Origin of the sequence: Thermococcus sp. (genome assembly GCF_026991495.1) — an archaeon.
Lineage (GTDB): Archaea > Methanobacteriota_B > Thermococci > Thermococcales > Thermococcaceae > Thermococcus.
Map to the genome: position 1 here is coordinate 17,276 of NZ_JALXBJ010000035.1, position 24,808 is coordinate 42,083.

Sequence of the window (24,808 nt, forward strand, 5' to 3'; positions counted from 1 at the left end):
GTGCACTCAGGATGATGGATCCCTTCGGGGCGCGGGCCAGGGAGATAATAGGGGAGTTCGGTGGAATCGAGGACTTTTTGATGAAAATACCCATGTACACAACCGTAGAGGAGGCCTTAGAGAGAATAACCTGGGAGGACGAGCCTCCAGAGGAGGTCGTTGAGCTGGACGACATCAGGGACCTCATGTCCTTCTACGCGCTGTTAGGTGCCCTCTCCCACTCCCCCTACGGACTGGAGATGGAGCTCGTCAGGGATAAGAACTTGGTGATATACGTCAAAAGGCTCTCAAAGGGATCCTTTGAGGGACTCTCAATAAACGTCAGGCGGATTAAAGAGGGGGAGATACCGGAGAAGGACAGGCTCATACTCGAAAAGCTCAGGTACAGGGAGATAGGGGACGATGAGAGGGAGAAGCTCAGGATAGGCTACAAGATGTGGCTCAGGCACTTCCTTCCCCTCTGGGATGGAAGCCTTAGGGAGATCTACATCCGCAACAGCTGGGCCTACCTCCGGCGCGAGGAGGTGATCGAGGTCTGGAAAAAGGCCTACGAGAGGAGTTTTGAGAGGGCCGTGACGATCCTCTACGACATAAGGGACGAGCTGCCCGAGTTTTATGACGAACTGTACTCCCGCATAAAGAGCGTTGCGGAGGAGAAGTTCAAGGAGAGGTTCAAGCTCGGGGGCGTGAGCGCCGGCCCGCTGAGGTTTGACCTGTTCCCGCCCTGCGTGAAGAAAGCCCTCGAAGGCGTCGGTAGCGGCATGAGAAACTACGCCATAACCGTCCTCCTGACGAGCTTCCTGAGCTACGCGAGGATCTGCCCCACCCCCCCATCCAAGAACATCAGGGTAAAGGACTGCATAAAGGACATCTCGATCCTGGAGAAGGAGGTGCTGCCCGTTATAATCGAGGCCGGGAACCGCTGCAAGCCGCCCCTCTTCGAGGACCAGCCAAACGAGATAAAGAACATCTGGTACCACTTGGGCTTTGGCTTCACCGAGAGACCGTCCCTTGAAGACAGCGGAAACTCCACATGGTACTTCCCCCCCAACTGCGATAAGATAAGGGCCAACGCTCCGGAGCTCTGCAGACCGGACAGGTACTGCAGGGGAATAAAGAACCCCCTGACGTATTACCTGAGGAGGCTGTACTTGGAGAGGAAGGGAGGGGGAGAGGGTGGCTGAGCTCTTCAGGGAGATAAGCCCGGAGGAGAGGAAGCTCTTCTACAGCAGGGAATGGAGCGAGAAGAAGATACCGGACTTCATAATCGAGACCCTTGATAAGAGGGAGTTCGGCTTCGATCACAACGGCGACGGCCCGAGCGACCGGAAGAACCAGTTCGAGGACGTTAGAGATCTCGCGGACTACATCCGGGCGGTCTCTCCCTACGCCATCTACTCGTCCGTGGCCCTCTACGAAGAACCGCGTGAGATGAGGGGGTGGCTCGGGGCGGAGCTGGTCTTTGACATCGACGCAAAGGATCTTCCCCTCAGGAGGTGCCTTGAGATTCATCCCTCGGGCCAGGTCTGTCCCCTCTGCATCGAGGATGCTAAGGAACTCGCAAGGGACACGCTGGTGATTCTGAGGGAGGACTTCGGCTTTGAGGACGTCCACGTGGTCTACTCCGGGAGGGGCTACCACATAAGGGTGCTCGACGACTGGGCCGTGGATCTCGACTCCAAGGCCAGGGAGAAGGTGCTGGCCTACGTCACGGCATCCGAGGAGGTAACCTACGACGACATCGAAAGCAGGAGGATAATGCTGTCGAGCGGCTACTACAGGGTGTTCAGACTGCGCTTCGGCTACTTCATAAGGAGGATAAACGCGAACCACCTCCAGAACCTGGGGTTAAACAGGGGACAGGTGCGCAGGATAATTGAGAACCGGGAGGAAATATACGAGGGTTTTGTCAAAAAAGCGCTCCTGACGGCTTTTCCAAGTGGAATCGGCTATAAAAGTCTCCTGAGGCTCTTCGCCCTATCAAGCACTTTCTCAAAGGCCTACTTCGATGGAAAGGTCACGATAGACGTGAAGAGGATACTCAGACTGCCCTCAAGCCTCCACTCCAAGGCCGGCTTTGTAACAACCCACATTGGGAGCGATGAGGGCAAACTCGAGAGGTTCAACCCGTTCAGGGACGCCGTTCCAAGGTTCAGGAGGAAGGAGGTCGGGGAGGCGTATAAGGAGTGGCTTGAGGAGCACGGCCAATGAACGGAAAAGCTGAAATAGCCATCTCGATGCTCATCTGGGGGAGCGTGGGCATATTCGGGCGGTTCTCTGAGCTGTCGGGGGCGGGCGTGGCCTTCGCCAGGGTTTCCCTCGGGTTCCTCCTTCTCGCCCTTATAATACGCCTGTTTGAAGGGGAGAATCTCAGTGAAATCCCAAAAACGTTAGGGGAGAGATGGAGGCCCCTTCTCGGCCTCGGCGCCGCGCTGGCCTTCAACTGGGCCTTCCTATTCACCGCCTTCAACTACACGAGCATAGCGAACGCGATCCTCGTCTACTACACCGCCCCGATACTGGCAACGCTCCTCTCGTGGCGCTTCCTTGGGGAGAGAATCTCCGGGAGAAGGTGGGCGCTCATAGGGCTGGCCTTTCTTGGATTGGCGCTGATAGTAAGCGGCCAGAGGTTAAGCCTCAACGACAGGGACTTCGTTGGGGTAATCTTGGCCTTCACAGCGGCGCTCTTCTATGCGCTGATCCCGAACTTCGGCCGCTCCCTCAGGGAAGTTGATGGAAAGCTTTTAACGCTCCTCCAGCTCGGGTTAGAACCCTAATCGGAGGGGCGCTGATACTCTTAGCTTCCGCTTTAGACGTTCTGAGAAGGTGAGGTGAGGGGGCCGTAGCCCGCCTTCTGTATGGAGGGGGCATTCGACTGAGCGGCCTACCACGGGGCTCGCACCGGGAACTCATCGCCCCTCCCTCGGCCTTGCACCCCGCGGGACGGCCGTTTCACCGCATCCCCCGGGATAGTCTGCGGGTTAGCTCGGGCGCCGTCGCCGGGCCCTTCGCACGCGTCATCCACATCCCCCGGGGGCCGTGTCGTTTCTGCGCCGTTGCCCGGCCTCTCGGCCGGTGCCTTGCGGCACCGCGGCCCCGGTGAGGTGGGCGGAACTTCCTCGGGAGTACCCCGGGAGCCCCCGGCCCCCTCGCCAAGTGATGTTTGAGGGAGGGAATAAAAAGCTTGCTCACTTCCTCCTCTTGGGGAGCTCCCTGTTCTCCACGAATTTAGGGAGCTTGGGCCTCTTGAACCTCCCGAGGGGAGAGCGGCGCTTAGGTTTGGGTCTTGAGCGCGGCTTCCTCGCACGCTCCCACGGATTGAGTGGCTCTTCCTTGCCCCCCGAGAAAAGGAAGATACCAATCGCCACTGCGATGGCTATTAGGGCCCCAGCTATTAAGGCCAGGCTACTCCTTCCCCCGCTCACCCCCCCTGTTGTGTTCGCTGGGCTCGTGGGGGATGTTGAGGTTACCGGAACGTTGGCCGGTGGTATGAACAGGGAGCCGTTCCAGGTGTCGAAGACCCCTTCCCTGCCAGAGAGGTAGACCGAGACACCGTAGGTCTTGTTCTTGGGGAGGACGAAGGAGAATGACTCCAAGCTGAGCCCCGGCTGGAGAGTCAGAGCCCTTGAATCGGATACAAGTGTCACGTTGCCGGAGGTTACAGCGTAGTAGAGGGACACCGGGAAAGGAACGGGGTTGGGGTTCATAAGGGACACGTCCATCCTCACCCTCTCTCCCCCGAAGGAGAATGAAACGTTTGCTATGGATGGGTAGCTCATGACCGTATAAGAGGCGGACGCGGTCGCTATGGTGACCCCACCGTACGCCAAGGACACCTCAACCAGCGCGTTTCCAGAAACGTTCGTTGGCAGGGTGATCTCAAGGATCTCGGTGCCCGGGGAGACGCTCACTTTGAAAGACCGCCTGAAAACCACGCTACCAGCGGTCACCGAGTACGTGACGTTGAGGTCAATGTCTCTCTCAGCCCCCAGGGTCAGGTAGCCCTTGAGCCCGGCTCCAAGGAGGACGGTTTTCGAGCTCAGGCTGAAGTTGACGATGCCAACACCCTTAGAAACGTAGAAGGGGAACACTTTAACCTCAGAGCCCCTGAGGGAGCTCACATTAAGAACCGCCCTATATGTGCCTGGGCTCCAGTTCCAGCCCACTGGGATCCTAAACGAGAGCGTGTGCAAGCCGGGTTCGATAACCTTAGAGCCCCCGAAGGAGAGAACCGATGAGCCGTTCTTAATTACGGAGAGGCTGTAGGATATCCCCTCCGGATACGCGTTGAGGTTCACGACCTCGGCGGTTAGAAGGAGGGTCTCGCCGTTAAAGGGGTTTTTAGAATCCGGTCTCTGGAGAACGTAGCCGCTGAGCTTTCTGAGCTCCACGGGGTTTTTCTTCACCACTACTGGAACGGTGAGGACGAGGCTGAGTATTGAGCCGTTCTCTGCCATCGCCCGGAATCTGAGACTGAGGGAGTAACGACCGGGCGAGGCGTCAGCTGGAACCCGTATCCGGTAGGGAACAACCTGGGACTCCCCGGCCTTCCAGTTGTTGAAGATCGTGTAGCCCAAGGAGAGCGAGAGGTTCAGGGAGCCGTTGACGGAATAACCCGTGTAAACGACCACGGAGAGGTTCAGGCCTGCGCTGTTCACGACGGTCATGTTGCCGGATAGAAGCTCTCCCGGCACCAGCACAAGGCGCTCACCAGTATAGAGGCCCGACGACTGTAAAGCACTGGTTCCGGGGGCTAAGATGGTGAGAAAGAGCAGAAGCGTTATCAGGGAGCCCCTCAGCCTCATACTACCACCCAAGAGTCTTAACGGCTCTCTTTGAGTCCAGGAGCTTAAAAAAGTTTCGAGATTAGAAAAACCCGCGGAGAGTCTTCAGGAGGAGAAAGGCCCCGATTCCAGTGAGGAGCGTGGAGCCCAAGAGACCAAGCCTGTAGAGAAGTTCTCGCCGGAACTGGGGGTAAACGATGACGTGAATTATGAGGAGCATGATGCCGTAGAGGAGCGCGAAAAGGCTGAGGGCAAGTTCCACCTTTACACCAAGCACGAAGAGGACGCCGAGTATGGAGCCGGCCAGTATGGAGATGTTGGGCACGGTAAAGGCGTAGTACTTCAGGAGCACCTTCCCCTCTTTCATAGGCCTCACTCCGGGATGAATGCGTAAGTTGTTGTAGTGGGGAGGGCCCTCCGGAGCTTGGGGAGCAGGTACCTTGGGTAGAGCTTCTCAACTCTCTCGTCGAGGGGATCGTAGGTGTTGAGGATTTTGTCCACGACCTTAACAGCAACCCTGCCCCTAACTCTGAAGTGGGCCTTGTCGAGGGGCCCTATCTCGAGTATTATCGGGAGCAGCAGGGAGTCCATCTCCTCCTCGTCAACGAGTGAGGCTATGAACTCAAGCTCACTCCGCTTAAAACCGTGAACCTCGCCGTCCCTGAGCACGACGCCCGGCTCCCGCTGATTGAGGAGAGAACTTAGGGGAATCCTCCTCTTAGGCAGGTGAATGTTTATCCGCCCTATCTCGTGCTGAATTATCCTGTCCACGGATGTCATATAGACAGTTCGAGCTCGGGTTGAAAAACGTTGGTTTGCATGTCTATGTTAAAATACCCAAGATAATCGCCATTAAATAACCAAAATTATGTTAAAAATCCAAGGTGCGCTTTCACCGCCCGTCAGAGTGACGAAGTTCAGAACATAAAGGTTAAATTATAAATTTATTCAGCAATATGCGAATTAACTGCATAAAAGTTCAATAGGTGATGAAAGAGATGAACGATATTAAGAAGATTGGGGGAGCAGAGGAGATGGGAAAACCGCGTTTTATTCAGCTGCTCTTCGTGGACATAAACGGGGCCGCAAAGGGGATGGAGCTTCCAATCTCACGGTACGAAGAGGCAGTGGAGGACGGCATCTCCTTCGACGGCTCCTCCATACCCGGTTTCCAGGGCATAGAGGACAGCGACCTCATATTCAAGGCCGATCCATCCACCTACGCCGAGGTTCCGTGGGAGGGGATAGCGAGGGTTTACGGATATATCTACAAGGACGACAAGCCGTATCACGCGGACCCGAGGGGCGTCCTGAAGAAAGCCATAGAAACCCTGGCAAAGGAAGGCTTTAAAGCCTATATCGGGCCGGAACCTGAGTTTTACCTGTTCAAAAAAGATGGTACCTGGGAACTCCAGATACCGGACAGCGGGGGTTACTTCGACCTCGTAACACTCGACAGGGCAAGGGAGATAAGGAGGGAGATAGCACTCTACATGCCCCACCTCGGTCTAACACCAGAGGTCCTCCACCACGAGGTCGGAAGGGCCCAGCACGAGATCGACTTCCGCTACGACGAGGCCCTCAGAACTGCCGACAACATAGTCAGCTTCAAGTACGTTGTCAAAGCGGTCGCGGAGCTGCACGGCCTCTACGGAACCTTCCTGCCCAAGCCAATATACGGCTTCCCGGGAAACGGCATGCACCTCCACATAAGCCTCTGGAAGGACGGAGAAAACGCCTTCATGGGTGAGGACGGGATCAGCGAGACAGCCCTCCACTTTATAGGGGGCATCCTGAAGCACGCGCGGGCCTTGGCGGCCCTCACGAACCCCACCGTCAACAGCTACAAGCGCCTCGTCCCGGGTTACGAGGCACCGGTCTACGTCAGCTGGGGCTACCGCAACAGGAGCGCGCTGATACGCGTTCCGGCCTTCTGGGGCAACGGCGCGAGGATAGAATACCGCTGTCCTGACCCGAGCGCGAACCCGTACCTGGCCTTCGCCGGGATCCTAATGGCCGGCTTGGACGGCATAAAGAGGAAGCTCGAACCTGACGCATACGTTGAGACCAACGTCTACGAGATGAGCGAAGGCGAGAGGGAGAGGCTCGGCATCGAGACGCTTCCCGGGAGCCTTGAGGAAGCCCTGGAGGAGCTCAAGGCGGACAGGGTCGTGAGGGAGAGCCTCGGAAAGGCCTATCACAACTTCGCGGCCCACAAGGAAAGGGAGTGGGAGGAGTACAGCTGCTATATTGCTGATAGGGGACTGCCGCCGGACACCAAGAAGGTCACGGAGTGGGAGCTGGAGAGGTACTTTTACGTTTAATGAACCTCCTCCAAGGAGGCTTCCTCCGGTTTCTCCCCCTTCTTAACGTGCACGACAACCGAGCCGCCTATTATTAGAACCGCCCCAAGGATCTGGGGGATGGTCAGCTCTTCACCGAAGAGGACGTAAGCCAGCGCTATGGCAACGACTGGCTCAACGGTTGCCACTATGCTCGCCCTGCTAACCTCAACTTCCCTGAGGGCGTGGTTGTAGAGGACGTAGCCGAGAAAGGTCGGGAAGAAGGCCAGCCCGAGGAGGTAGGGAACCGCGCCGGAGGGGATGGAGAACTTCGAGAAGGGGGCCAGGTAGAGCAGCCCAAAGAACAGCGTCATGAAGAGAACCCTCTCCGGTCTCTCGTCCCTGACCCCGAACTTCGCCATGATACCGTACAGTGAGTAGACGAAGCCGGTACTTATTCCAGTGGCAAGGGGGAGCAGTCCGACGTTGAAGTCAACGTCCCCGGCGACGAGGACGACCCCGAGCAGAACCATGAGAAGGGCGATGGCTTTCTCAAGGGTCACCGGCTCCCCAAATACAAGCCGGCCGAGAACCACAGAGAAGGCTGGAGCGGTGTAGACGAGGAGAACGGCGAAGCCCACCGAGGATATCTTGACCGTGTAGAAGTAGAGCGTGTAGAAGGCGAAGACCCCAATGAGGCCGTAGACAGCGTAGAAGGAGATCCTCCTCCTTGTGAAGGGATTCTCGCGGAGGAACAGGGCTATATAAGAGCCGAGGATCATGAGGGCGAAGAGAACCCTCCAGAAGACCATCGTGAAGGAGTCAACGCCGTAGCGGTAGATGTAGGTGGCGAATATTCCAAGGGTTCCCCACATGCTCGCAGCGAGAAAAACCAAAAGGTAGCCGCGTTTCATGGGTTCACCTCAGAAGGAGGGGCCGAGGGGAAGCCTTCTCTTGTGCTCGCTTTCCTTTACGAGCCTCTCGACGTGCTCGACGGTTTCAGCGCCTATGCCGAGTTCTTCCGCGATCTTATCCCTTGGCATCTTGAGGTCAACGAGGCGCCAGAGGATCTCATCAAGCAGGCGGTAGCTTATTCCGAGCTCGTCCTCATCAGTCTGCCCCTCCCAGAGGCCAGCAGTGGGCTTCTTCTCAATTATCCTCCCCGGAACGCCGAGTAGCTTCGCCATCTCCCAGACCTCGGTTTTGTACAGGTTTATAAGCGGCGCGTAATCGCTCGCACCATCGCCCCACTTCGTGAAGTAGCCCGTGAGCAGTTCGCTCCTGTTGCTCGTTCCCAAAACCAATCGGTTCATCTGGTTGGCGTGGGCGTAGAGGAGGACCATCCTCGTCCTGACCATTACGTTGCCCAAAGCCTTTTTATCAAGCTGGAAGCCGAGGCTCTCCACGAATGCGTTGACGATGGGTTTTATGCTTATCAGCCTGCACTCTATCCCAAGGCTCTCGCAGACGAGCTTGGCATCTTCAACGTCTCCGTTCGCGTAGTAAGGCATTATGAGGCCGAGGACGCGGCCCTTCCCGAGCGCCCTCACCGCTAAGTAAGCCGTCGTCGCGCTGTCTATTCCACCGCTTATCCCCACGACAACGCCTTCCGCGCCGGCCTCTTCAACCTTCCGCGAGATAAAACCCGTTATCTTCTCTAAGGCTTCCCCATAGTTGAGGGTCCTCAAAGTATCACCCCCTCAGGGCTTTTTCAAGTCCAAGCCAAGCTAATATGGTGCCGACTATCGCGAGAACGAAAGCCGGGATAGCCAGTGAGGAGTAGGGGTAGTCAAGGGCGCTAACCCTGTAGGTGTAGGTAACGCATCCGCTCAGCACGTCAACGTAGGGCCTTCCATTGGGATGGAGGGTAAGGTTGCCCGTTATGTTGTAGGCGGTGTAGTGTCCGTTCACGACTACTTCTACGCTGGCGTTTTTTGAGCTCAGTTTGAGCGTCCTGTTGGTTACCGTGGCCCCTTCGAGCGTCGAGTTGCCGAGCAGGTACTGGCCGCTCCTCATGGTTCCGGTCTTTGAGTACTCAAGCGGGGTGAAGTGAAACACGGCAACGGCGGACATCAGGAGGGCCAGCAGGATGAAGGAGAAGCCGAGGAGGAAAACCCTCGACCGAAAAACGGTGGAAAAAGAAACCATTGGGGGCCACCGCTCAGAATTTTCCGACGAGGTGGCACTCGGCCCAGTGGTTGTGCTCGTACTCAACGAGCTTTGGCTGCTCAACGTCGCAGAGCCCCTTCTGGGCGTAGATGCACCTCGGGTGGAAGCGGCAGCCGGGCGGGATCTCAACGGCGCTCGGAACCTCACCCCTGATCGGAAGCTCCTTGATGACGTTCCTCCTCTCTGGCTTCGGCTCCGGAACGGCCGCCAAGAGCGCCCTCGTGTAGGGATGGAGCGGGTTGTCGATGATCCTCTTGGCCGGGCCCATCTCCACTATCCTTCCAAGGTACATCACGGCTATCCAGTCCGCGAAGTACCTGGCCGTTGAGAGGTCGTGGGTGATGTAGAGGTAGGTAACGCCCATCCTGTCCTTGAGGTCCTTCATGAGTTCGAGGATCTCGGCACGGATCGAGACGTCGAGCATCGAAACAGGCTCGTCGGCAACTATGAAGGTCGGGTTCAGGATGAGGGCCCTCGCTATCGCAACGCGCTGCCTCTGACCGCCGGAGAGCATGTGCGGGAACCTGCTGACGTAGTCCTCGGGTGGGGTGACCTTGACCATTTCGAGGGCCTTGTAGATGAGCTCCTCGCGCTCCGCCCTGGTCTCACCGATGCCGTGGATGAGGAGCGGCTCTTCGAGGACGTCGAATATTCTGAAGCGCGGGTTGAGGGAAGCAAAGGGATCCTGGAAGATCATCTGAACCTTTCTCCTGTAGGCGAGCACCTCCTCCTTTGTCCTGACCTCCGTAACGTCCTGTCCTTCGAGGTATATCTTACCGTCCGTGGGCTCAAGGAGCTTTACTATGAGCCTGCCCGTGGTTGACTTTCCACAGCCGCTCTCGCCGACGAGGGCGAAGACCTGCTGCTTGTATATCTCGAAGTTGACCCCATCAACGGCGTGAACAAAGCGCTCCGGCTCGCCGCGGAGGCTCGCTAAGAGGCCCCTCTTGAGCGGGAAGTACTTCTTGAGGTTTTCAACCTTGAGTATCGGCTCCGCCATCGTTCACACCTCACAGCAGCCAGCATGCGGCGTAGTGATCCTTATCAATCTCCTTAAGCTCGGGCTCCTGCTCCCTGCAGACGTCCATGGCATAGGGGCACCTTGGATGGAAGCGGCACCCCTTTGGCGGGTTGATGAGGTTAGGCGGCTGTCCCGGGATGAACTCAAGCTTCTCAACGTCCTCGTGCAGTCTCGGTATTGCCGCGAGGAGCTTCTGAGTGTACGGGTGTGCCGGCTCGTAGTAGATCTTCTCGCTGTCGCCGATCTCGACGATCTTTCCGGCGTACATTATGGCCACCTTGTCGCTTATCTCCGCGAGTATGCTGAGGTCATGGGTGATGAATATCATTGAGAGGCCGAGCTCCTTCTTAAGACGCTTCATGAGGTTGATTATCTGGGCCTGGACGACAACGTCCAAGGCGGTCGTGGGCTCGTCCGCTATGACGACGCTCGGCTCCATGAGGAGGGCCATTGCTATGATGACGCGCTGCTTCATACCCCCGCTGAGCTCATGCGGGTAGCGGTAGACCACCTCCGGGTCGAGGCCCACGAGCTCGAGGTACTTCTGCGCCCTGTCGAGGGCTTCTTCCTGCTTCATGCCCTTGTGGTAGATGAGGGGCTCCGTCATCTGGTAGCCGACTGTGAAGACAGGGTTGAGGGCGTTCATCGCACCCTGAAAGATCATGGAGATCTTTTCCCACCTTACCTCCTTCCTGAGAACGTCCTCGGGGAGGCCGACTATCTCCCTCCCGTCCACCTTGATGCTACCGTCCACTATCTTGCCGGGGGGAGTTGGCATGCCCAAAAGGGTAAAGCCGAGGGAGGACTTACCGCAGCCGCTCTCGCCGGCAAGCCCCATGACCTCTCCCTTCTTGAGGTCGAAGGAGACGTCGTCCACTGCCTTGACGACGCCCTTGCTGGTGAAGTAATACATCTTGAGGTTCTTAACCTCGAGTACTGTCTTGGCCATTCAAACCACCTCACGCACGCTTGAGCCTCGGGTTCAGGACTGTGTCGAGGGACACACCTATCAGGACGAATATGAGTCCGACTGTGGCTATTGCGAGTCCGGGCGGGATAACCTGCCACCAGTAGCCGTTTATTGTTGCACCGTTCGCATGGGCATCGTTCAGCATCCTGCCCCAGCTTATCATGTTCGGGTTGGTGAGGCCGAGGAAGCTCAGTCCAGCTTCGCTGAGTATTGCCCCGGGAACGCTGAGGGCTATGTTGGCGAAGGCGTACGGGAGGAGCTGCGGGACGATGTGCTTGAAGACTATCCTACCTGTCCCAGCACCGAGGGATCTGGCGGCTTCAATGTAGGTCTGCTCCTTGATCTGCAGTGCCATACTTCTGGCTACTTTGGCCGTCCCCATCCAGCCGAAGAGGACGAGGATCCCAACGAGCTGGGCAAGGGAGATCTTGCCGCCGAAGTAGAGCGAGAGCAGGATGAGCATCGGAAGCACTGGGAGAGTCATCATGAACTCATTGAACCTCTGGAGAAACTCATCCACCCAGCCGCCTACGTAGGCGCTCGTAACACCGTAGAGGATACCTATTAAGACAGTGCTTATGGCAACTGAAAGGCCTATGGCCATGGCTATTCTAATGCCCCACAGGAGTCCAATGGCTATAGGCCTTCCGTACTGATCTGTCCCGAGGAGCCCATACGTTCTTCCGACCATTACAACCTCAAGGTTGTTGAGATTAACACTCACACCCTTCGGAGCGCTTATGAGCAATGTAAACTTGTAATTCCCCATTAGCCCTGTCGTGTTGTAAATGATCCTTCTAAGGGGAAGCAGGTGACCCTTGCCATCGGTTATCTGGCCGAAGAGTATCTTCATCGGATCAGCGCTCTGGAAGTAGCCGTAGAGGGTGTTGTTCATCTGGAGCTGCTGGTTGAGCTGCAGTAGCCTTATGTTGAGTGGTAGCTGGGGCTGCAGCGGCATCAGGAGGTGGAAGACGCCGTTCTCGTAGAGCCAGTAGAACAGCAGGGTCTTGACCTGTGGGGTGTAGCTGAGCTGTATTGAACCGCCGTTGGGAAAGGGTGAGTCCTGGAGAAGCAGTATGTTCTCGTACTTAACCCCCTTCTCCTTCGGCCTCTGAACCATGATGGAGACCTTGGGGTTGTCCTTCGGGGTGGATGCGTTGGATGAGATACCCATGATAGCTATGTCTTTTGGTGGAACGTTGTACCTCATATCATAATTGAAGGTGATGGTGTAGACATTCTGGCTGCCGTTTACCTGGTGCTTCACCTGCATATCCCCGAGCTTGAAGACCTTTTGAGGAGCCTTCTTAACGCTGCTGAAGTAGTTCTCCCATGAGGGGGGGGCGTTCTTCGGGTTGGTAATCCACGCATGCCCTCCAGGTTGCCATTCCTTGGGGATGTTTGGGCTCGTGAGGACTGGGGCCGCGAAGGCCAGGACAACGAGGATAATCAGCAAAGCCAGCCCCACCATACCCGACGTCTGGTGCTTGTACTCGCTCCAGAACCTCTTGACGCTGTCCTTGAAGTCAACCCACCTCATTCAAACCACCTCACGACCTCGCTGCGGCACCGACCCTGACGCGCGGGTCAAGGTAGCCGTAGAGTATGTCTGCCAGCACCATTGAGAACACGAACAGGAAGGCGAACATGTAGTTGAGCGCCATCATAGTCCTCACTGCGTTAAGCCCAAGTGCTTCCCAGTACAGACGCCCCATCCCCGGCCAGTTGAAAACTATCTCCGTGATTATTGCACCGTTCATTGAGCCCAACATTGCGAAGATGATCATTGTGACTATTGGAGGAGCCGCCGCCTTGAGTGCGTGCCCGTAGATGACCTTCCTCTCGGGGACACCCTTTGCCCTGGCGACCATTATGAAGTCCTCCTGCATCGTGCCTATCATTATGTTCCTGATGATCCAAGACCAGCCCCCGAAGGAGACCGTGACTATGGTCAGCACTGGGAGGCTCATTTTCTTGAGTATGTTGACCCATCCCGAAACCGCCACCTGCGAGTACAGGGTTATTGGCAGCCAGCCGAGGTAGACTACGAAGAGCAGTATCATGAGCATTCCCAGCCACCACATCGGAAGGCTTGTTGTGAGCATTGCCAGTATGGAGATCGTTCTGTCTAAGAGACTCCCCGGTATCTGGGCGCTTTTAACCCCGAGGGCAAGGCCTATGAGGATTATGATCACCTGTGCAGTTGTGAATAGCAGTATGGTTCGCGCGAGCGCACCCTCTATCTGTTTAACCACGCTATGGGTTCCAAAAACCGGCGGGATGGAATTGCCCCATCTGAAGAGTAGCGTGTCCACCGTGTACATCCAGGTTCTTCCCCAGTAGGATTTGTCGAGTCCATATTGGTGCATCAGCTGCGCCTTGTAGCTCAGGATCTGCTCCTGGGTCGGGGCCCTGTGGTGGGCCTTGAAATAGCTTTGAACCCACATTTGAACATCCGAATCAACCTGCGCAGTGTACTGAATCGTGGCCAGTTTGGTGAAGAGGGCCGACATCAGCAACACTGCGAGGAACAAAATAATTACAGCATTTACAATCCTGTAAGCCACGTATTTTCCGAAGCCCATTGCCATTTTAACCCCTCCAGACGTTGCCAGCTATGCTCGTCAAGGGTCAAGTTTTACGTGAAAGTTAAAGTTTAAATAGTTTTCCCAAAGGAGCACATGCGTACAAATGAATACATCCGGGCTAAGAGGTACATAAGAGAAAAGACAAAAGGGAAAAGGATTCACTTCTTCCTTCTGAGGAGGAGTGGGAGTGCTGCGAGGCCTATTATTGCGGCCGGCCCGCAAATGCCCTTCTTCTTCTTACTGCTACTGCTCGAGGGAGTGGTTGATGGGGTTGAACTACTGCTCGAACTGCTCGAAGGAGTACTGCTCGAAACCGTGCTCGAAGAACTCGAAGTTGAAGAAGTTGACGTAGTACTGCTAGACGAGGAAGTTGAAGTAGTGCTACTGCTTGAAGAGCTCGAACTGCTTGAGGATGAGGTGGTACTGCTCGACGAGGAAGAGGTACTGCTACTCGAAGAGCTTGAGGAGCTTGAGCTGCCCGTGCTGGTGCCGCTTGGGTAGACAGACCTGGCCGCGAGGAAGCTTCCAAGGCCGCTGATCGGGTCGGGCATGCCTACTGTTATCTTCTTGTTGGTCAGGAAGAAGTTCCAGGTCTCGGCGGTGTAGACACGTGGTGAGTTGAGTATGTGGGTTCCGTAGGCGAGCTTGTAGAGGTCCCAGAACTGATTGAGGTTCTCTATGCTGACGGTGGTGTTGCCTGGTCCCTTCCAGCTGTTGTAGGCGAGAACCATTGCGAGGTCATAGCCAGTCCACTTGAGGAGCTTCGCAAGCTTGTCCGGGGTGTTGTAGTACTTGAGTTTGAGGGTGCTTATAAACTTGTTGAGGTCGCCGTTAGAGATGGTCTGGACGAGGTCGTTGACGGTCATCGGGTTGTGGTAGTTGGTGGCCCAGTTCGGGTCGACGTAGTAGTCGAAGAACCAGAAGTCCCACGCCATGCTCGCGACGGTCTGGACTCCGCTGACAACCCAGCCCTCAGTGTAGACGTGCCACTGGAGTGTGTGTGGATCATCACCGTAAACGATTTTGTTGGCCTGGCTCCTCTGCCTCTGGAGGAGGTTGACCTGGAAGCCGGCCTTCTGGAGAACTCTGGCCAGGTACTGCCCTTCATCAAGCCTCCTGTCCTCCACACGGGCGATGAGGTTGATGGTAACGGGCTTACCGTCGTAGTTCCAGACGCCGTTCACCTTCTTCAGGGTGTGGCCCTTGGCCGCGAGGGCCTGGGCGGCGCTGTTCATGGCGTTGTCTATGAGCTTGATAGCGTACTGCTCGTCACCCTGCGGTGTGAAGCCGAGGGCGTTTGCAACCGTCATTATCCTCGTGTACGCGTCGATCTGCCCGCTGACCTCTGGCCCGAACATCGGGGCGCCTCCACCCTGGAGGATCTGGCTGACGATGTACTGCCTGTTGATGAGCCAGTTCATGGCGTACCTCACGCCCCTGAGGGCCATCGGGTTGAACTTGATGGCTCCTGAGGAGTTGACGAGACCCGTTGTCGGGTCGCCGACGAGGTTGAGGTCAACTGACCACCAGACGGCAATGGTCTTGAGCGGGTTGAGACTACTGCCGTACTGCTGCAGAACCTTCGCTATGTCGCTGTATGGTGTAGCGTACCAGTAGAAGTCGTACTCGCCCTTGGCAACCGCGAGGATCGCGGTGTCCTTGTTGAGGGTGCCGTAGAGGTCGATCTCCTTCCAGTACGGGTTCCACGGAAGGGGCTTGCCGTTGATCTTGTCGGTGGCGAAGCCTATCCTCTTGTTGTTGGCGAGCTTCATTATGACCTTCATTGCCTTCGGGTCGTAGCTGGCGACGTAGTACGGGCCGTCGCCGATGAGGACGTTCTTGTATTTGTCAACCCAGTTGATAATGCCCTGGTAGCCGGCCTTGGCGAGGTCGGTGGTTATTCCAGCCTGGGACTCACTTACGCCCCACTTCTGGAGCCATTCTCCGAGGTTGCTGCTGAGCCAGACCGGAATCGGGTTGTTCATAAGCGCCTGGGCCTCCGCCTTGAAGTACTGGGCCTGCTCCGGGTCGATCATGTTAAGCTGGTAGCCGTTCTGCGGGGTGGTACTCCAGGAGAAGGCCTTACCGTTAACGCCTTTTGCGACCATCTCGCTCATAACGTTGTAGAGCTCCCACGGGAAGGACGGCTTCTCCATTAAGTTGCCGATGGCGGTGCTCCACATGTCGTAGGGGACGACGAAGTCCTGGTAGATGGTGTACTCAATGTAGTCGTTTGTGACCTTGTCCACCTTGAGGCCCATGACGAGCTGGAGGGTGCCCTGGTAGTTGTTGGCGTAGGTAGTGCTGTAGTACTTGTCGTTCTTGCCGTCCTGGTAGCTCCACTCCCAGGTCATGGCGTAGTCGAAGAGGTAGTCGGCGAGGGTTATCGGCTGGCCGTCGACCCAGGTTCCAAGGCCGCACTTCCAGGTGACGGCGCTCTTGGCGGTCTTGCCCGCATCGGGGGCTATCCACTTCTTCTGGGTTCCGTTCCAGATTATGGCATCGTCAGGAACCTGGACGTTGTACTTTATGCCAACGAGCTGGCAGCGGTAGTTGTGGTACTGGGCGTCGGGTCCCATTGTCACCGCTGGATCATTGAGGAAGTACCAAACGCGGAGGGTATAAACGTCCGTCATCCCACTTGGTGACGGATTGAAGACACCCATGAAGAGGCTGCCCTGGGCGGCGAGCTGAACGATCTTAAGGGTGTTCCCAGGCACTTCTGCAGCACTGGCTGGCTTTGCAACAAAAAATACACTAAACAACATCAAGCCCATGACGAACAGGCTTAGGGCTTTCCGATTCATACCTTACTGCCTCCTTCAGGTTTTGGCAACGTTGCCACATACACCGTATAATGGCATGAATCTATACACACGAGCCATATTTAAGGCTTACTATTTAAAACGCCAAGCAAAAGTCTTAAAATGAATCGATGTCAACACCGGGCGGGCACCCATGCACGAGCTCGTGATTGAAGGGCGGTTTTTCTACTTTGGAAAGCTCATCAAGGGGGGCATTGCCGTTGATGAAAAGAAAATAAGCGCCATATCGACGGGTTCGCTTAAAGGGGAGAGAACCGTCAGGCTCAGAAGGAAGGAAATCCTTCTGCCGGGCCTCATAGATACCCACGTCCACCTCAGGGACTTCGAAGAGCGGAAAAAAGAGACCGTGGAAAGCGGCACTATGGCGGCAGTTCACGGCGGCTTAACGGCAGTTTTCGACATGCCCAACACCAGGCCGCCGGTAGACGATGGGAAAACATTCAGGAAGAGGCTCCGCTCCTTCACCGGAAGGGCCTACTCGAACTACGCCCTCGGGTTTTTAGTAGCAGGCAACTGCAGCGAGGCCATGAAAGCTGGAGCGGATTTTTACAAAATCTTCATGGCACCATCAACGGGCGGTCTGTACTCGGAGAACTTTGAGGAGGACTACTCCTGCTCCCCTGGAGCGGTAAGCGTGCACGCCGAGGACGCCGACATCTTAAAGGCCGACCCAACGAGGCCGCCCGAGGCCGAGGTCAAGGCCGTTAGGAGGGCTTTAAACGCCGCCCGGAGGCTGAAAAAGCCAATTAACATCTGCCACATCTCAACCGGGGAGGCGCTGAGGGAGCTCGTGAACTCAAGATTACCACGGCTGAGCTTCGAGGTCACACCCCACCACCTCCTCCTTACGAAGAAAGACTACAGGAGAAACCCCATGCTCAAGGTCTACCCTCCCCTTCGGCCAGAGGCTGATAGAAGGGTCCTATGGAAAAACCTACCGAGGATACCTATAATAGCGAGCGACCACGCCCCGCACACGATCGAAGACAAGGCCGCTGGGGCCGCCGGCATACCGGGGCTTGAGACCGAGGTGGCACTGCTCCTGGACGCCGTCAACAGGGGCCTGATGGAACTTGGAGACATAGTTGAGAAGATGCACTCAAACCCCGTGAGGTTCTTCGGGATAGCTGGGGTGGGTCTGAGACCAGGGGCGTGGGCGGACTTCACGGTCGTGGACATTGGGAGGGAGTGGGTTGTGAAGCCCGAGGACTTCTACTCAAAGGCCCGCTGGAGCCCATGGGAAGGCAGGAGGCTCAGGGGAAAGGTAAGTAGGACGGTCATCCGGGGGGAGGTCGTTATGGAGGACGATGAGATCGTATCGAAAGCCGTGGGGGTGAGGCTCGATGTTGAGGGCGGTGGACATAAGGGAGACCTTTGACGTCGCGGACAACGTCCGGGTCTTCAGACTAGCGGAGAGGCTCGATTTCACGCCGGGCCAGTTCCTGATGCTCTGGATTCCCGGGGTCGGTGAGAAGCCCTTCAGCTTAGCTGGGGAGGACGCGCTTATGGTGAAGAGGAGGGGGCCCTTCACGTCGAGGCTTTTTGAGCTCGGGGAGGGCGACAGGGTATGGATTAGGGGGCCCTATGGGAAAGGCTTTAGGGCTAAAGGGAAGAGGGTGGCCCTCGTGGCCGGCGGCATCGGGATACCTCCACTCCGTGCGCTCGCCAGACTCTGGGGGAGGAAGTTCGAGGAGGTAACGCTTATATACGGGGCGAGGAGGAGGGAAGAGCTGGCCCTGTGGGACATCGGGGACTACGTCGGAGAGGTGATACTCACGACGGAGGACGGCTCCGCCGGAAGGATGGGCTACCCCACCGACGTCCTCAGGGAGACGGCGGCCGACTTTGACCAGGTCTACACGTGCGGCCCCGAGGGGATGATAATCGAGGTTCTCAAGATAATGAGGTACAGAAACGTTCAGGCTTCCATGGAGCGCTATATGAAGTGCGGGATAGGCATCTGCGGGAGTTGCGCCCTCGGAAGGTACCTGGTCTGCCGAGACGGCCCGGTGTTCGATGGGAGGACACTGGAAGAGGTTTACAAACCCAACGTTTAAATCGGGGAACGCGGAATAAAGATCCCGGGGAGAGCCATGGGCGTCGGGGAGATAGTCGTGGAGAAGGAGGGTATCAGGGAAGACCTTCTGAAATGGAAGGTAAAGGAAGTCACAAAGCTCGCAGCATTGTATGACGATGCGTTCCATGTCGTTGTGGAGCTCTTGGAGGACAAGGACCCCCAGGTCAGGGCCAACGCACTTCAGGTCATAAAAGACCTAATAAAGGCCGGCAACCTGCCGCCGGAGAGGGTTGGCCAAGTCCTGAAAAGGGTTATAGAGCTGACCGGGGATGAGGAAAAGGTCGCGCTGAAGGCCATAGAGGTTCTGAACGAGCTCCTCGCGCGAGGCGAGCTGAGCGACGATGAGTACGAGATGGTAACGCAGGCCCTGATGGACGTCGTTAAGAGGGGCATGCCGATACTGAGCGAATATGCGGCGGAGGGACTTGGAAAGCTTGGCTCCGTTGCGGTTAAGATCGCGAGGAGGATCATAGGGTGGCTCTTCAACATTGTCCGCTCCTCAAAGGACAGGGAAGTCCAGAGTGCCGCGATAGCGACTCTAACGGAGATGGCTTATCAAACCGAGGACAGGGCCCTTTTCAACGAGATCGCCGACAAGATGGCCGATTTGATAGAACACCCGGACCCGTACATCAGGGAAAGGGCGCTTATGTCCATTGACAGGCTGCTCTCGAAGGCCCACCTCCTGACGAAGAGGAGCCGCATTAAAGTACTCAAAAAGAGCCAGAGCGTCTCCGGGGACGTTAAGCTCGCCGCTATGGCAAACCTCATCAGGGAGAAGCTGGAAAAGGTAGAGGAAACAGGGGAGGAAGTCATTACAAAGGAAGAACTGAAGAAAAAGCTTGAAATAAGCGAATACGGGCCAGAGGACGTTGAAAGACTTCTCGATGCAGGGAAGACGGAAGTTGTAGTAGAGCTCGCCAAGATAGACCAGGTGGTTCTTTCAAAGATCCTCGACATGCTCAGCTCAGAGGATCCGATGAGGAGGGCGGACGCCCTCTGGGTGGTGTCGAGGCTCACGACCCACCTGACCCCCTCCGATGCCTACAGTGTTCTCCCGGCCTTAGGGGAGTTCCTGAAGAGCAACAATCCCTGGATGCAGAAAACAGCAGCTGAGACCATGGCGGATATATACACACTCTACCCGGGGACATCCCAGTTCTTCACGTCCCTCTTGGACGTGCTCCTTAAGTCGAAGAAGAAGAGGGACGCGGAGGGGGCCCTTGAGCTTATAAGCTCCCTCTGGAAGCGCATGCCGACACCGGAGTTCTCAAAGGCGATAATGCTCGTGGTGAAAGACCTCTTGGAGGAGCCCTCAACGAGGGGCGTAACCCTGAGGTACCTCGCGAGGGAGGCGGAGAGACTGCTTGAGATGGACGTCGAGACATTAAAGGGCCTTGAGGAAGTCCTTAAAGGAATCTACGGGGTGGAAGGCGGAAAGCACGACAACATAATCGCGGCCCTCATAGACGCGATATCAGGGATAATCCAGATGAAATCAACCGCCTGAACCTATGGTTGCCATACTTTGGTTCAAAAAAGGCCTTTAAACCCGCCATCTCATCATTAGACGGTGATGCGTGTGGATTCGGAAGGAGTTGAGGTCAAGCTTAGGGAGATAGAGGAGCTCCTCGAAAAGCTCGGGAAGGAGCACCCAAAGGAGATAGCGGCCTTCTCAAGGTTCCTGCGCGAGACCCTCGACAACAAAGCGCTCACGACGAGGGAGAAGGAGCTCATTGCACTCGCCCTTGGGATAGCGGCGGGCTGTGAATGGTGCATCTACCTCCACACGAGGAAGGCCCTTGAGGCGGGCGCAAAGCCCCCGGAGCTCGTGGAGGCGGGCCTCGTCGCGGTCTTAATGGCCGGGGGACCGGCTCTGATGCATCTCATACCCCTCGTCAAGGCCATAAACGCCTTCGAGGAGGAGCACGGGGGGCTGTAGTTTCAGCCCTCCGTGAGCTTCAGTATGGCCTCTGCGAGGTCGCCTCCTGACTCCTCCAGGGCTTTTTTCGCAGTTTCCCTATCGACCCCTGCCTGCTCCATGACGAGCTCCACATCCTCCTCCGAGATCCTCAGGATGGGCTTAACTTCCTCCGAGCCCGGAACGATCTGATAGGTCTTCTCCCCCTGGACTGTCATTATTGTTACGGTAGGATCCCGAATTATCACTTCCCTGTCAGGGAGCCTGATTACCACCTCGCTCACGCCCTCAAGCTCCTCCATCTTTATGCCCATCTGACGCATGAGCTTCTTCATCTGCCTCGGGTTCATCCCCATCATCGCCTGCCACCGGAGGTGGTTCTCCTCAGGTTTTAAAAATGTTGAGACCGTCCGCTTCTGAAGGCAGCTTTCAGGAGGGTGGGCGTGACGAGCGTGCTCAGGAATATCATCGTCACCACGACCAGGTAGGCGTCTGGGCCCACTATGCCCTCTTTGAGGGCTATCGCGAGCATTGCCAACTCAACTCCCATCCTCGGTATCATCCCGACGCCTATCCTGAGTGATGCCCCCCTCCCGAGACCGCCCAAGAGGGCACCGAGGGAGCAGCCTATCACCTTGCTGAGGATAGCCACCAAACTGAAGAGCAGCGCGAAGACGCCCGCTGAGGAGAGGCCCCTGAGGGGGATGTTCATCCCCACGTCCACGAAGAAGAGCGGCACGAAGAGGGAATGGGCTATAACCCTCGTGTGGTCAAATATGGGCTTCCTGAACTCCGTCTCGCTGAGGGCAAGGCCGAAGAGGTAGGAGCCGAGGATGGAGGCGAGGTTCATGTGCTCCGCGAGGTAGGCGAAGGCAAAGAGGGCCGCCATCGAAAGCGTTACCGTGGAGTCAGCGAAGCCGAGCCTCACGACCCGCCTGAGGAAGTAGTCCATGAGGGGGGGAACCGCGTAGACCATGACCGCGAGGAAAACCCCCACGAGGAGCAGGATGAGGGATACGCTGAGGATACTAACCCCTCCAGAGCCGAGGGAGGAGATGACTATAGTGAGCACGATTATGCCGAGGATATCGTCGACTATGGCCGCCGTCAGTATGGTGTTCCCCTCAACGGTTTTGAGAGCGTCGAGCTCCATCAGCACCCTGACAGTTAGGCTGACGCTGGTTGGCGTCGTCAGGGCGCCGTAGAGGAGCGCCTCCTGGAAGCCCTTGAAGGGGTAGGCGATGCCGAAGCCCATCAGAAAAGCGACGAGAACTCCCACCCCGGCCACGGACACGCCCGCCTTACCCGCTTCCCTGAGCTCCTCAACGCTGCTCTCAAGGCCGGCCATGAAGAGGAGGAGGAGAACCCCTATCATGGAGATGTCCTTAACTTCTTCCGTGGGCGGCATCGCCAGGCCGAGGAGGATACCACCTACTATCTGACCTAAGACGACCGGCTGGTTTATCCTCGCGAACACCCAGCCGAAGACCTCCGCAACCGTAAGCATGGCGGCTATGTAAAGGATCAGCTCGGGCTCCACTGCCATCACCGCGCGAAGACCCTCAGGAGCCTTATGACGCTTTGGGCGGAGAAGGTTCCAACGACCTTCTTCCCCTCCACGACCGGGAACTGCCTCACGCCAGTTTCGAGCATCATCCCTAAGGCGTAGCCGAGGGGATCGTTGGGGGAGAGGGTTATCGGCTTCGGGTTCATTATCTCCCTCACAGGCCTGTTCCAGTCGAAGTGCGCTTCCTTGAGGGCGTCTATCCCGACGAGGACGTAATCCGTTGGCGGAACGATGAGGTTTATTATCTCGTCCACGGATATGAAGCCGAGCAACCTTCCGGCCTCGTCAGCAACGACCGCACAGGTTCTGTGCTCAATTCCCTTTATCAGGTCTTCTATCCTGTCGTCCGGGGAGAGCTTGAGGAACTTCTCGTCCATCACAAGCCTCAGAGGCATCTTCGAGAGCTTGGCGATGTTGAGCTTGGGCTTCTCCTCCTCACCGGCGGGCAAGACACCACCTCCGTATAGTTAATTTCCTCGATGTTTAAAACCTTTTAAGGAGAGCACCAGATTTCCCATGGGGTGGAAAATGCCGATCCCGGTACCGGCACCCGGGGGAGTCAGTACTCCAACCACTTGGCGCTTTCTTGAAGGGCTGGGAGCCCTCATAGCCCTGGCGCTGCTCCTGTGGGGCATCTCAAGTTACATAGGAAGGGAGGCCGAAAGAAAGGAGCGGGAGCTGGAGGAAGAGCTTAAAGAAGAGGAGGAAAGAGGGGGTTTATATTGAGGAATCAAAGTACCAAAAAATATATTTTCCAATAAACTGCCATGACGGTTGAAGTTGCAAGACTCGACGATAACGGCAGGCTCTACCTCCCCGCCAGCATCAGAAAGAAGCTTCGCTCCAGGGAATTCTACATCGAGGAGAGAAACGGAGAGATAGTTCTCGTTCCAGTAAGGAAGAAGATAGAAAAGTACTGGGGCATCTTCAAGGGCGAGAACCTAACCGCCGAGGAGATGGACAGGATAGTTGAAGAAGAAACCGAAGAGCTCCTTTTTAAAGAGCCACAAGTGAAATAAATTAGCTCACTCCCCTTTCTCCTCGGGGAAGTTCGAGGTCTCCTCGTTAGACTTCATGATCCTCTGTCTGTACTCCTCGTACTTCTTCCTCGCCTCTTCTGCCTTCTCCTTCTCGCCGAGGTACTCGTAGGCCTCAGCAACGTGCTTCCACCACATCGGGTCTTCTTGAGCTTCCTTCAGGCAGTATTCGAGGAACTTCCCGTAAGCTTCCCTCGCGAGCTCTTCCATGCCGAGCTTACGAGCGATGTTGCCGACGTCCTCGTAAAACACGCCCTCCTCCTCGGCTTCCTTTTTGTAGTACTCTAACGCTTTCTCCCAGGCTTCTTTAGCTTTCTCCTCGTTTCCCAACTCTTCATAGAGCTTTGCAACGTCCTCCCAGAACCAGGGCTCCTCCTCGGCGTAGCGCTCAAGGGCTTTAGCTGCCTTCTCCATGTTTCCGGCTTTCTTCCAGTACTCGTGGGCCTCCTTGAGGTAGTAGGTGTCCTTCTCCTTCTCGTACAGTTGCTCGTAGATTTCAGCAGCTTTCTCGTACTTCTCGGCCTTTTCGTAGGCCCATGCGGCGCTCTCCATCCAGCCGAGCTTCTCGTACATCTCAGCGGCCTTCATGTAGTTCCCGGCCTTCTCGTACTTTTTAGCAGCCTGTCTGTACTTGCCCATCCGCTCCAGCGTCTGGGCAGAGCGGAAGCGGTCAACGAGACCGAGGTCTGGCTCGCTGACGTACCAGACCCCAAAGGCAAGGAAGAGGACGAAAAACGCCACGATCGCCCAGACAACCCAGAGGTGCCGCCAGATTATCACGAGGTACGTGCCGTAGGCGCTTACTGCGCTCAGGACTGAGAGCATGGCCCCGTACTTCCAGCTCTCGGCGTAGAGAGTTAGAGCCGTGAAGAACAGAAGGCCGAGCGTCAGGGTTATGAAACCTATCCCGAGGACGACCTGGAGAAGGAGCCTCCAGCCACCGTACCACACTATGCCGGCCGCTATGGCGAGCAGAACAATGATCAGACCGATGATGTACGCCTTTAGTTTGTTCATAACTCCACCCCCTCGATTTCGAGCAGGAAGGCCTTTTCATCGACTCCCGAGCTGTAGTAGCCGATGCCCCCCTTCGAGACAACCCTGTGGCAGGGCACCACTATCGGGTAGGGATTCCTCCTCATCGCACCGCCCACGGCCCGCGGGGAGGTTCCGAGGGCCCTTGCAAGCGCACCATATGTTATGACGGAACCTCTTTTAACGTTTTTCGTGAGCCATTCGTAAACCCTCCTTTCGAAGGGCGTAAGACCTTCAAAGGAAAGCTCCCCGAGGAGCTCACGGTTGTCAAGCCCTCCGATTAAGACGCGGTAGACCATCTCAGGGTACTCACTGGGCTCCACATCGAGGGAAACCTTCACTCCCCTCCTCCCGAGGAAAGCCGCAACCCGCTTGATCCTCCCTAAGAGGGTTCTTCTGTCGAAGGCAAAGGCGATCCCCTGAACCCTGCCCGCGGAGATGACACCTATCCAGAGAACCCTCCTCCCAACCTGAAACCTCTCGACGCCTAACATCACCATCCCCCTTGAGCCCGCTCCCGGCATCGGTGACG

Annotated in this window: 26 protein-coding genes and 1 other RNA gene; 10 read left to right on the forward strand and 17 right to left on the reverse strand. The window is 56.5% G+C overall.

From position 1 onward, the window contains the following. Nucleotides 1–11 precede the first annotated feature (11 nt). The 3 genes from priL to MVB78_RS04550 are packed head-to-tail and all read left to right on the forward strand — an operon-like array spanning nucleotide 12 to nucleotide 2,777. A complete protein-coding gene (priL, locus tag MVB78_RS04540) occupies nucleotides 12–1,184 on the forward strand; it encodes a DNA primase large subunit PriL (protein WP_297488432.1) in 1,173 nt (390 codons plus the stop codon). Then, nucleotides 1,177–2,211 carry a DNA primase catalytic subunit PriS gene (priS, locus tag MVB78_RS04545; protein ID WP_297488435.1) on the forward strand — a complete coding sequence of 345 codons (1,035 nt, stop codon included), beginning with the start codon at nucleotides 1,177–1,179 and terminating at the stop codon, nucleotides 2,209–2,211. Before priL ends, priS begins: the two co-directional genes overlap by 8 nt. Then, on the forward strand, nucleotides 2,208–2,777 hold the full coding sequence (locus tag MVB78_RS04550; RefSeq protein WP_297488440.1) for a DMT family transporter: 570 nt from the start codon (nucleotides 2,208–2,210) through the stop codon (nucleotides 2,775–2,777). The genes priS and MVB78_RS04550 overlap by 4 nt, the downstream gene beginning before the upstream one ends. 54 nt (nucleotides 2,778–2,831) lie before the next feature. Here the strand turns inward: MVB78_RS04550 and rnpB are convergent. From rnpB to MVB78_RS04570, 4 genes are all read right to left on the reverse strand, one after another. Continuing rightward, nucleotides 2,832–3,153, reverse strand: an RNA gene (gene rnpB, locus MVB78_RS04555) — RNase P RNA component. Between the two features lie 35 nt (nucleotides 3,154–3,188). Continuing rightward, entirely contained in the window at nucleotides 3,189–4,805 is a 1,617-nt protein-coding gene (locus MVB78_RS04560) for a hypothetical protein (protein WP_297488444.1), read from the reverse strand. Between the two features lie 61 nt (nucleotides 4,806–4,866). Next, on the reverse strand, nucleotides 4,867–5,151 hold the full coding sequence (locus tag MVB78_RS04565) for a hypothetical protein (protein WP_297488447.1): 285 nt from the start codon (nucleotides 5,149–5,151) through the stop codon (nucleotides 4,867–4,869). 5 nt (nucleotides 5,152–5,156) lie between these two features. Further along, nucleotides 5,157–5,564, reverse strand: coding sequence for a DUF61 family protein (locus tag MVB78_RS04570; RefSeq protein WP_297488450.1), 408 nt, complete (start codon nucleotides 5,562–5,564; stop codon nucleotides 5,157–5,159). A gap of 218 nt (nucleotides 5,565–5,782) precedes the next feature. Between MVB78_RS04570 and glnA the strand changes: the two genes are divergently transcribed. Continuing rightward, nucleotides 5,783–7,108, forward strand: coding sequence for a type I glutamate--ammonia ligase (glnA, locus tag MVB78_RS04575; RefSeq protein WP_297488563.1), 1,326 nt, complete (start codon nucleotides 5,783–5,785; stop codon nucleotides 7,106–7,108). Here glnA and MVB78_RS04580 read toward each other — a convergent pair. The 8 genes from MVB78_RS04580 to MVB78_RS04615 all read right to left on the reverse strand — a co-directional run bounded on the left by MVB78_RS04580 (nucleotide 7,105) and on the right by MVB78_RS04615 (nucleotide 16,534). Next, nucleotides 7,105–7,980, reverse strand: a complete 876-nt coding sequence (locus MVB78_RS04580; protein ID WP_297488453.1) for an EamA family transporter — start codon at nucleotides 7,978–7,980, stop codon at nucleotides 7,105–7,107. The two genes, glnA and MVB78_RS04580, sit on opposite strands and share 4 nt — an antisense overlap. Before the next feature lie 9 nt (nucleotides 7,981–7,989). After that, complete coding sequence (locus MVB78_RS04585) at nucleotides 7,990–8,754, reverse strand: NAD+ synthase (protein WP_297488455.1); 765 nt, start codon at nucleotides 8,752–8,754, stop codon at nucleotides 7,990–7,992. Between the two features lie 4 nt (nucleotides 8,755–8,758). After that, nucleotides 8,759–9,214 carry a hypothetical protein gene (locus MVB78_RS04590; RefSeq protein ID WP_297488458.1) on the reverse strand — a complete coding sequence of 152 codons (456 nt, stop codon included), beginning with the start codon at nucleotides 9,212–9,214 and terminating at the stop codon, nucleotides 8,759–8,761. A 13-nt stretch (nucleotides 9,215–9,227) separates the two neighbouring features. Next, nucleotides 9,228–10,235, reverse strand: a complete 1,008-nt coding sequence (locus tag MVB78_RS04595) for an ABC transporter ATP-binding protein (RefSeq protein WP_297488462.1) — start codon at nucleotides 10,233–10,235, stop codon at nucleotides 9,228–9,230. 10 nt (nucleotides 10,236–10,245) lie between these two features. Beyond that, nucleotides 10,246–11,205: an ABC transporter ATP-binding protein gene (locus tag MVB78_RS04600; RefSeq protein WP_297488465.1), complete on the reverse strand. Its 960-nt coding sequence runs from the start codon at nucleotides 11,203–11,205 to the stop codon at nucleotides 10,246–10,248. A gap of 10 nt (nucleotides 11,206–11,215) precedes the next feature. Beyond that, entirely contained in the window at nucleotides 11,216–12,766 is a 1,551-nt protein-coding gene (locus tag MVB78_RS04605) for an ABC transporter permease (RefSeq protein ID WP_297488468.1), read from the reverse strand. Between the two features lie 10 nt (nucleotides 12,767–12,776). Beyond that, the gene (locus tag MVB78_RS04610) at nucleotides 12,777–13,817 is read right to left on the reverse strand and encodes an ABC transporter permease (protein WP_366940182.1); all 1,041 of its coding nucleotides are present in this window, start codon (nucleotides 13,815–13,817) and stop codon (nucleotides 12,777–12,779) included. A gap of 155 nt (nucleotides 13,818–13,972) precedes the next feature. Continuing rightward, nucleotides 13,973–16,534, reverse strand: coding sequence for an ABC transporter substrate-binding protein (locus MVB78_RS04615; RefSeq protein ID WP_297488471.1), 2,562 nt, complete (start codon nucleotides 16,532–16,534; stop codon nucleotides 13,973–13,975). Between the two features lie 238 nt (nucleotides 16,535–16,772). Here MVB78_RS04615 and MVB78_RS04620 point away from each other — a divergent pair, with 238 nt between their 5' ends. The 4 genes from MVB78_RS04620 to MVB78_RS04635 all read left to right on the forward strand — a co-directional run bounded on the left by MVB78_RS04620 (nucleotide 16,773) and on the right by MVB78_RS04635 (nucleotide 20,658). Beyond that, on the forward strand, nucleotides 16,773–18,017 hold the full coding sequence (locus MVB78_RS04620; protein ID WP_297488474.1) for a dihydroorotase: 1,245 nt from the start codon (nucleotides 16,773–16,775) through the stop codon (nucleotides 18,015–18,017). After that, nucleotides 17,983–18,696, forward strand: coding sequence for a dihydroorotate dehydrogenase electron transfer subunit (locus MVB78_RS04625; RefSeq protein ID WP_297488478.1), 714 nt, complete (start codon nucleotides 17,983–17,985; stop codon nucleotides 18,694–18,696). Before MVB78_RS04620 ends, MVB78_RS04625 begins: the two co-directional genes overlap by 35 nt. 36 nt (nucleotides 18,697–18,732) lie before the next feature. After that, the gene (locus MVB78_RS04630) at nucleotides 18,733–20,226 is read left to right on the forward strand and encodes a hypothetical protein (RefSeq protein ID WP_297488480.1); all 1,494 of its coding nucleotides are present in this window, start codon (nucleotides 18,733–18,735) and stop codon (nucleotides 20,224–20,226) included. A gap of 66 nt (nucleotides 20,227–20,292) precedes the next feature. Then, nucleotides 20,293–20,658 (forward strand): carboxymuconolactone decarboxylase family protein, encoded by a 366-nt coding sequence (locus tag MVB78_RS04635; protein ID WP_297488568.1) that lies wholly within the window; start codon nucleotides 20,293–20,295, stop codon nucleotides 20,656–20,658. 2 nt (nucleotides 20,659–20,660) lie between these two features. Here the strand turns inward: MVB78_RS04635 and MVB78_RS04640 are convergent, their stop codons facing one another. The 3 genes from MVB78_RS04640 to MVB78_RS04650 are packed head-to-tail and all read right to left on the reverse strand — an operon-like array spanning nucleotide 20,661 to nucleotide 22,653. Further along, entirely contained in the window at nucleotides 20,661–20,996 is a 336-nt protein-coding gene (locus MVB78_RS04640) for a nascent polypeptide-associated complex protein (protein WP_297488482.1), read from the reverse strand. Nucleotides 20,997–21,028: 32 nt separating this feature from the next. Then, nucleotides 21,029–22,183, reverse strand: coding sequence for a cation:proton antiporter (locus MVB78_RS04645; RefSeq protein ID WP_297488571.1), 1,155 nt, complete (start codon nucleotides 22,181–22,183; stop codon nucleotides 21,029–21,031). After that, nucleotides 22,183–22,653, reverse strand: coding sequence for a cyclic nucleotide-binding/CBS domain-containing protein (locus tag MVB78_RS04650; RefSeq protein WP_297488484.1), 471 nt, complete (start codon nucleotides 22,651–22,653; stop codon nucleotides 22,183–22,185). The genes MVB78_RS04645 and MVB78_RS04650 overlap by 1 nt, the downstream gene beginning before the upstream one ends. 67 nt (nucleotides 22,654–22,720) lie before the next feature. On the opposite strand from MVB78_RS04650, the gene MVB78_RS04655 reads away from it, so the two are divergent. Together MVB78_RS04655 and MVB78_RS04660 are read left to right on the forward strand one after the other, a co-directional pair. Further along, a complete protein-coding gene (locus tag MVB78_RS04655; protein ID WP_297488486.1) occupies nucleotides 22,721–22,930 on the forward strand; it encodes a hypothetical protein in 210 nt (69 codons plus the stop codon). A 41-nt stretch (nucleotides 22,931–22,971) separates the two neighbouring features. Further along, a complete protein-coding gene (locus tag MVB78_RS04660; RefSeq protein ID WP_297488488.1) occupies nucleotides 22,972–23,223 on the forward strand; it encodes an AbrB/MazE/SpoVT family DNA-binding domain-containing protein in 252 nt (83 codons plus the stop codon). A 6-nt stretch (nucleotides 23,224–23,229) separates the two neighbouring features. On the opposite strand, the gene MVB78_RS04665 is transcribed toward MVB78_RS04660, so the two are convergent. Both MVB78_RS04665 and otg read right to left on the reverse strand, forming a co-directional pair. After that, complete coding sequence (locus tag MVB78_RS04665) at nucleotides 23,230–24,258, reverse strand: tetratricopeptide repeat protein (protein WP_297488490.1); 1,029 nt, start codon at nucleotides 24,256–24,258, stop codon at nucleotides 23,230–23,232. Further along, complete coding sequence (otg, locus tag MVB78_RS04670) at nucleotides 24,255–24,770, reverse strand: methylated-DNA--protein-cysteine methyltransferase (protein WP_297488574.1); 516 nt, start codon at nucleotides 24,768–24,770, stop codon at nucleotides 24,255–24,257. The genes MVB78_RS04665 and otg overlap by 4 nt, the downstream gene beginning before the upstream one ends. Nucleotides 24,771–24,808: the final 38 nt, after the last annotated feature.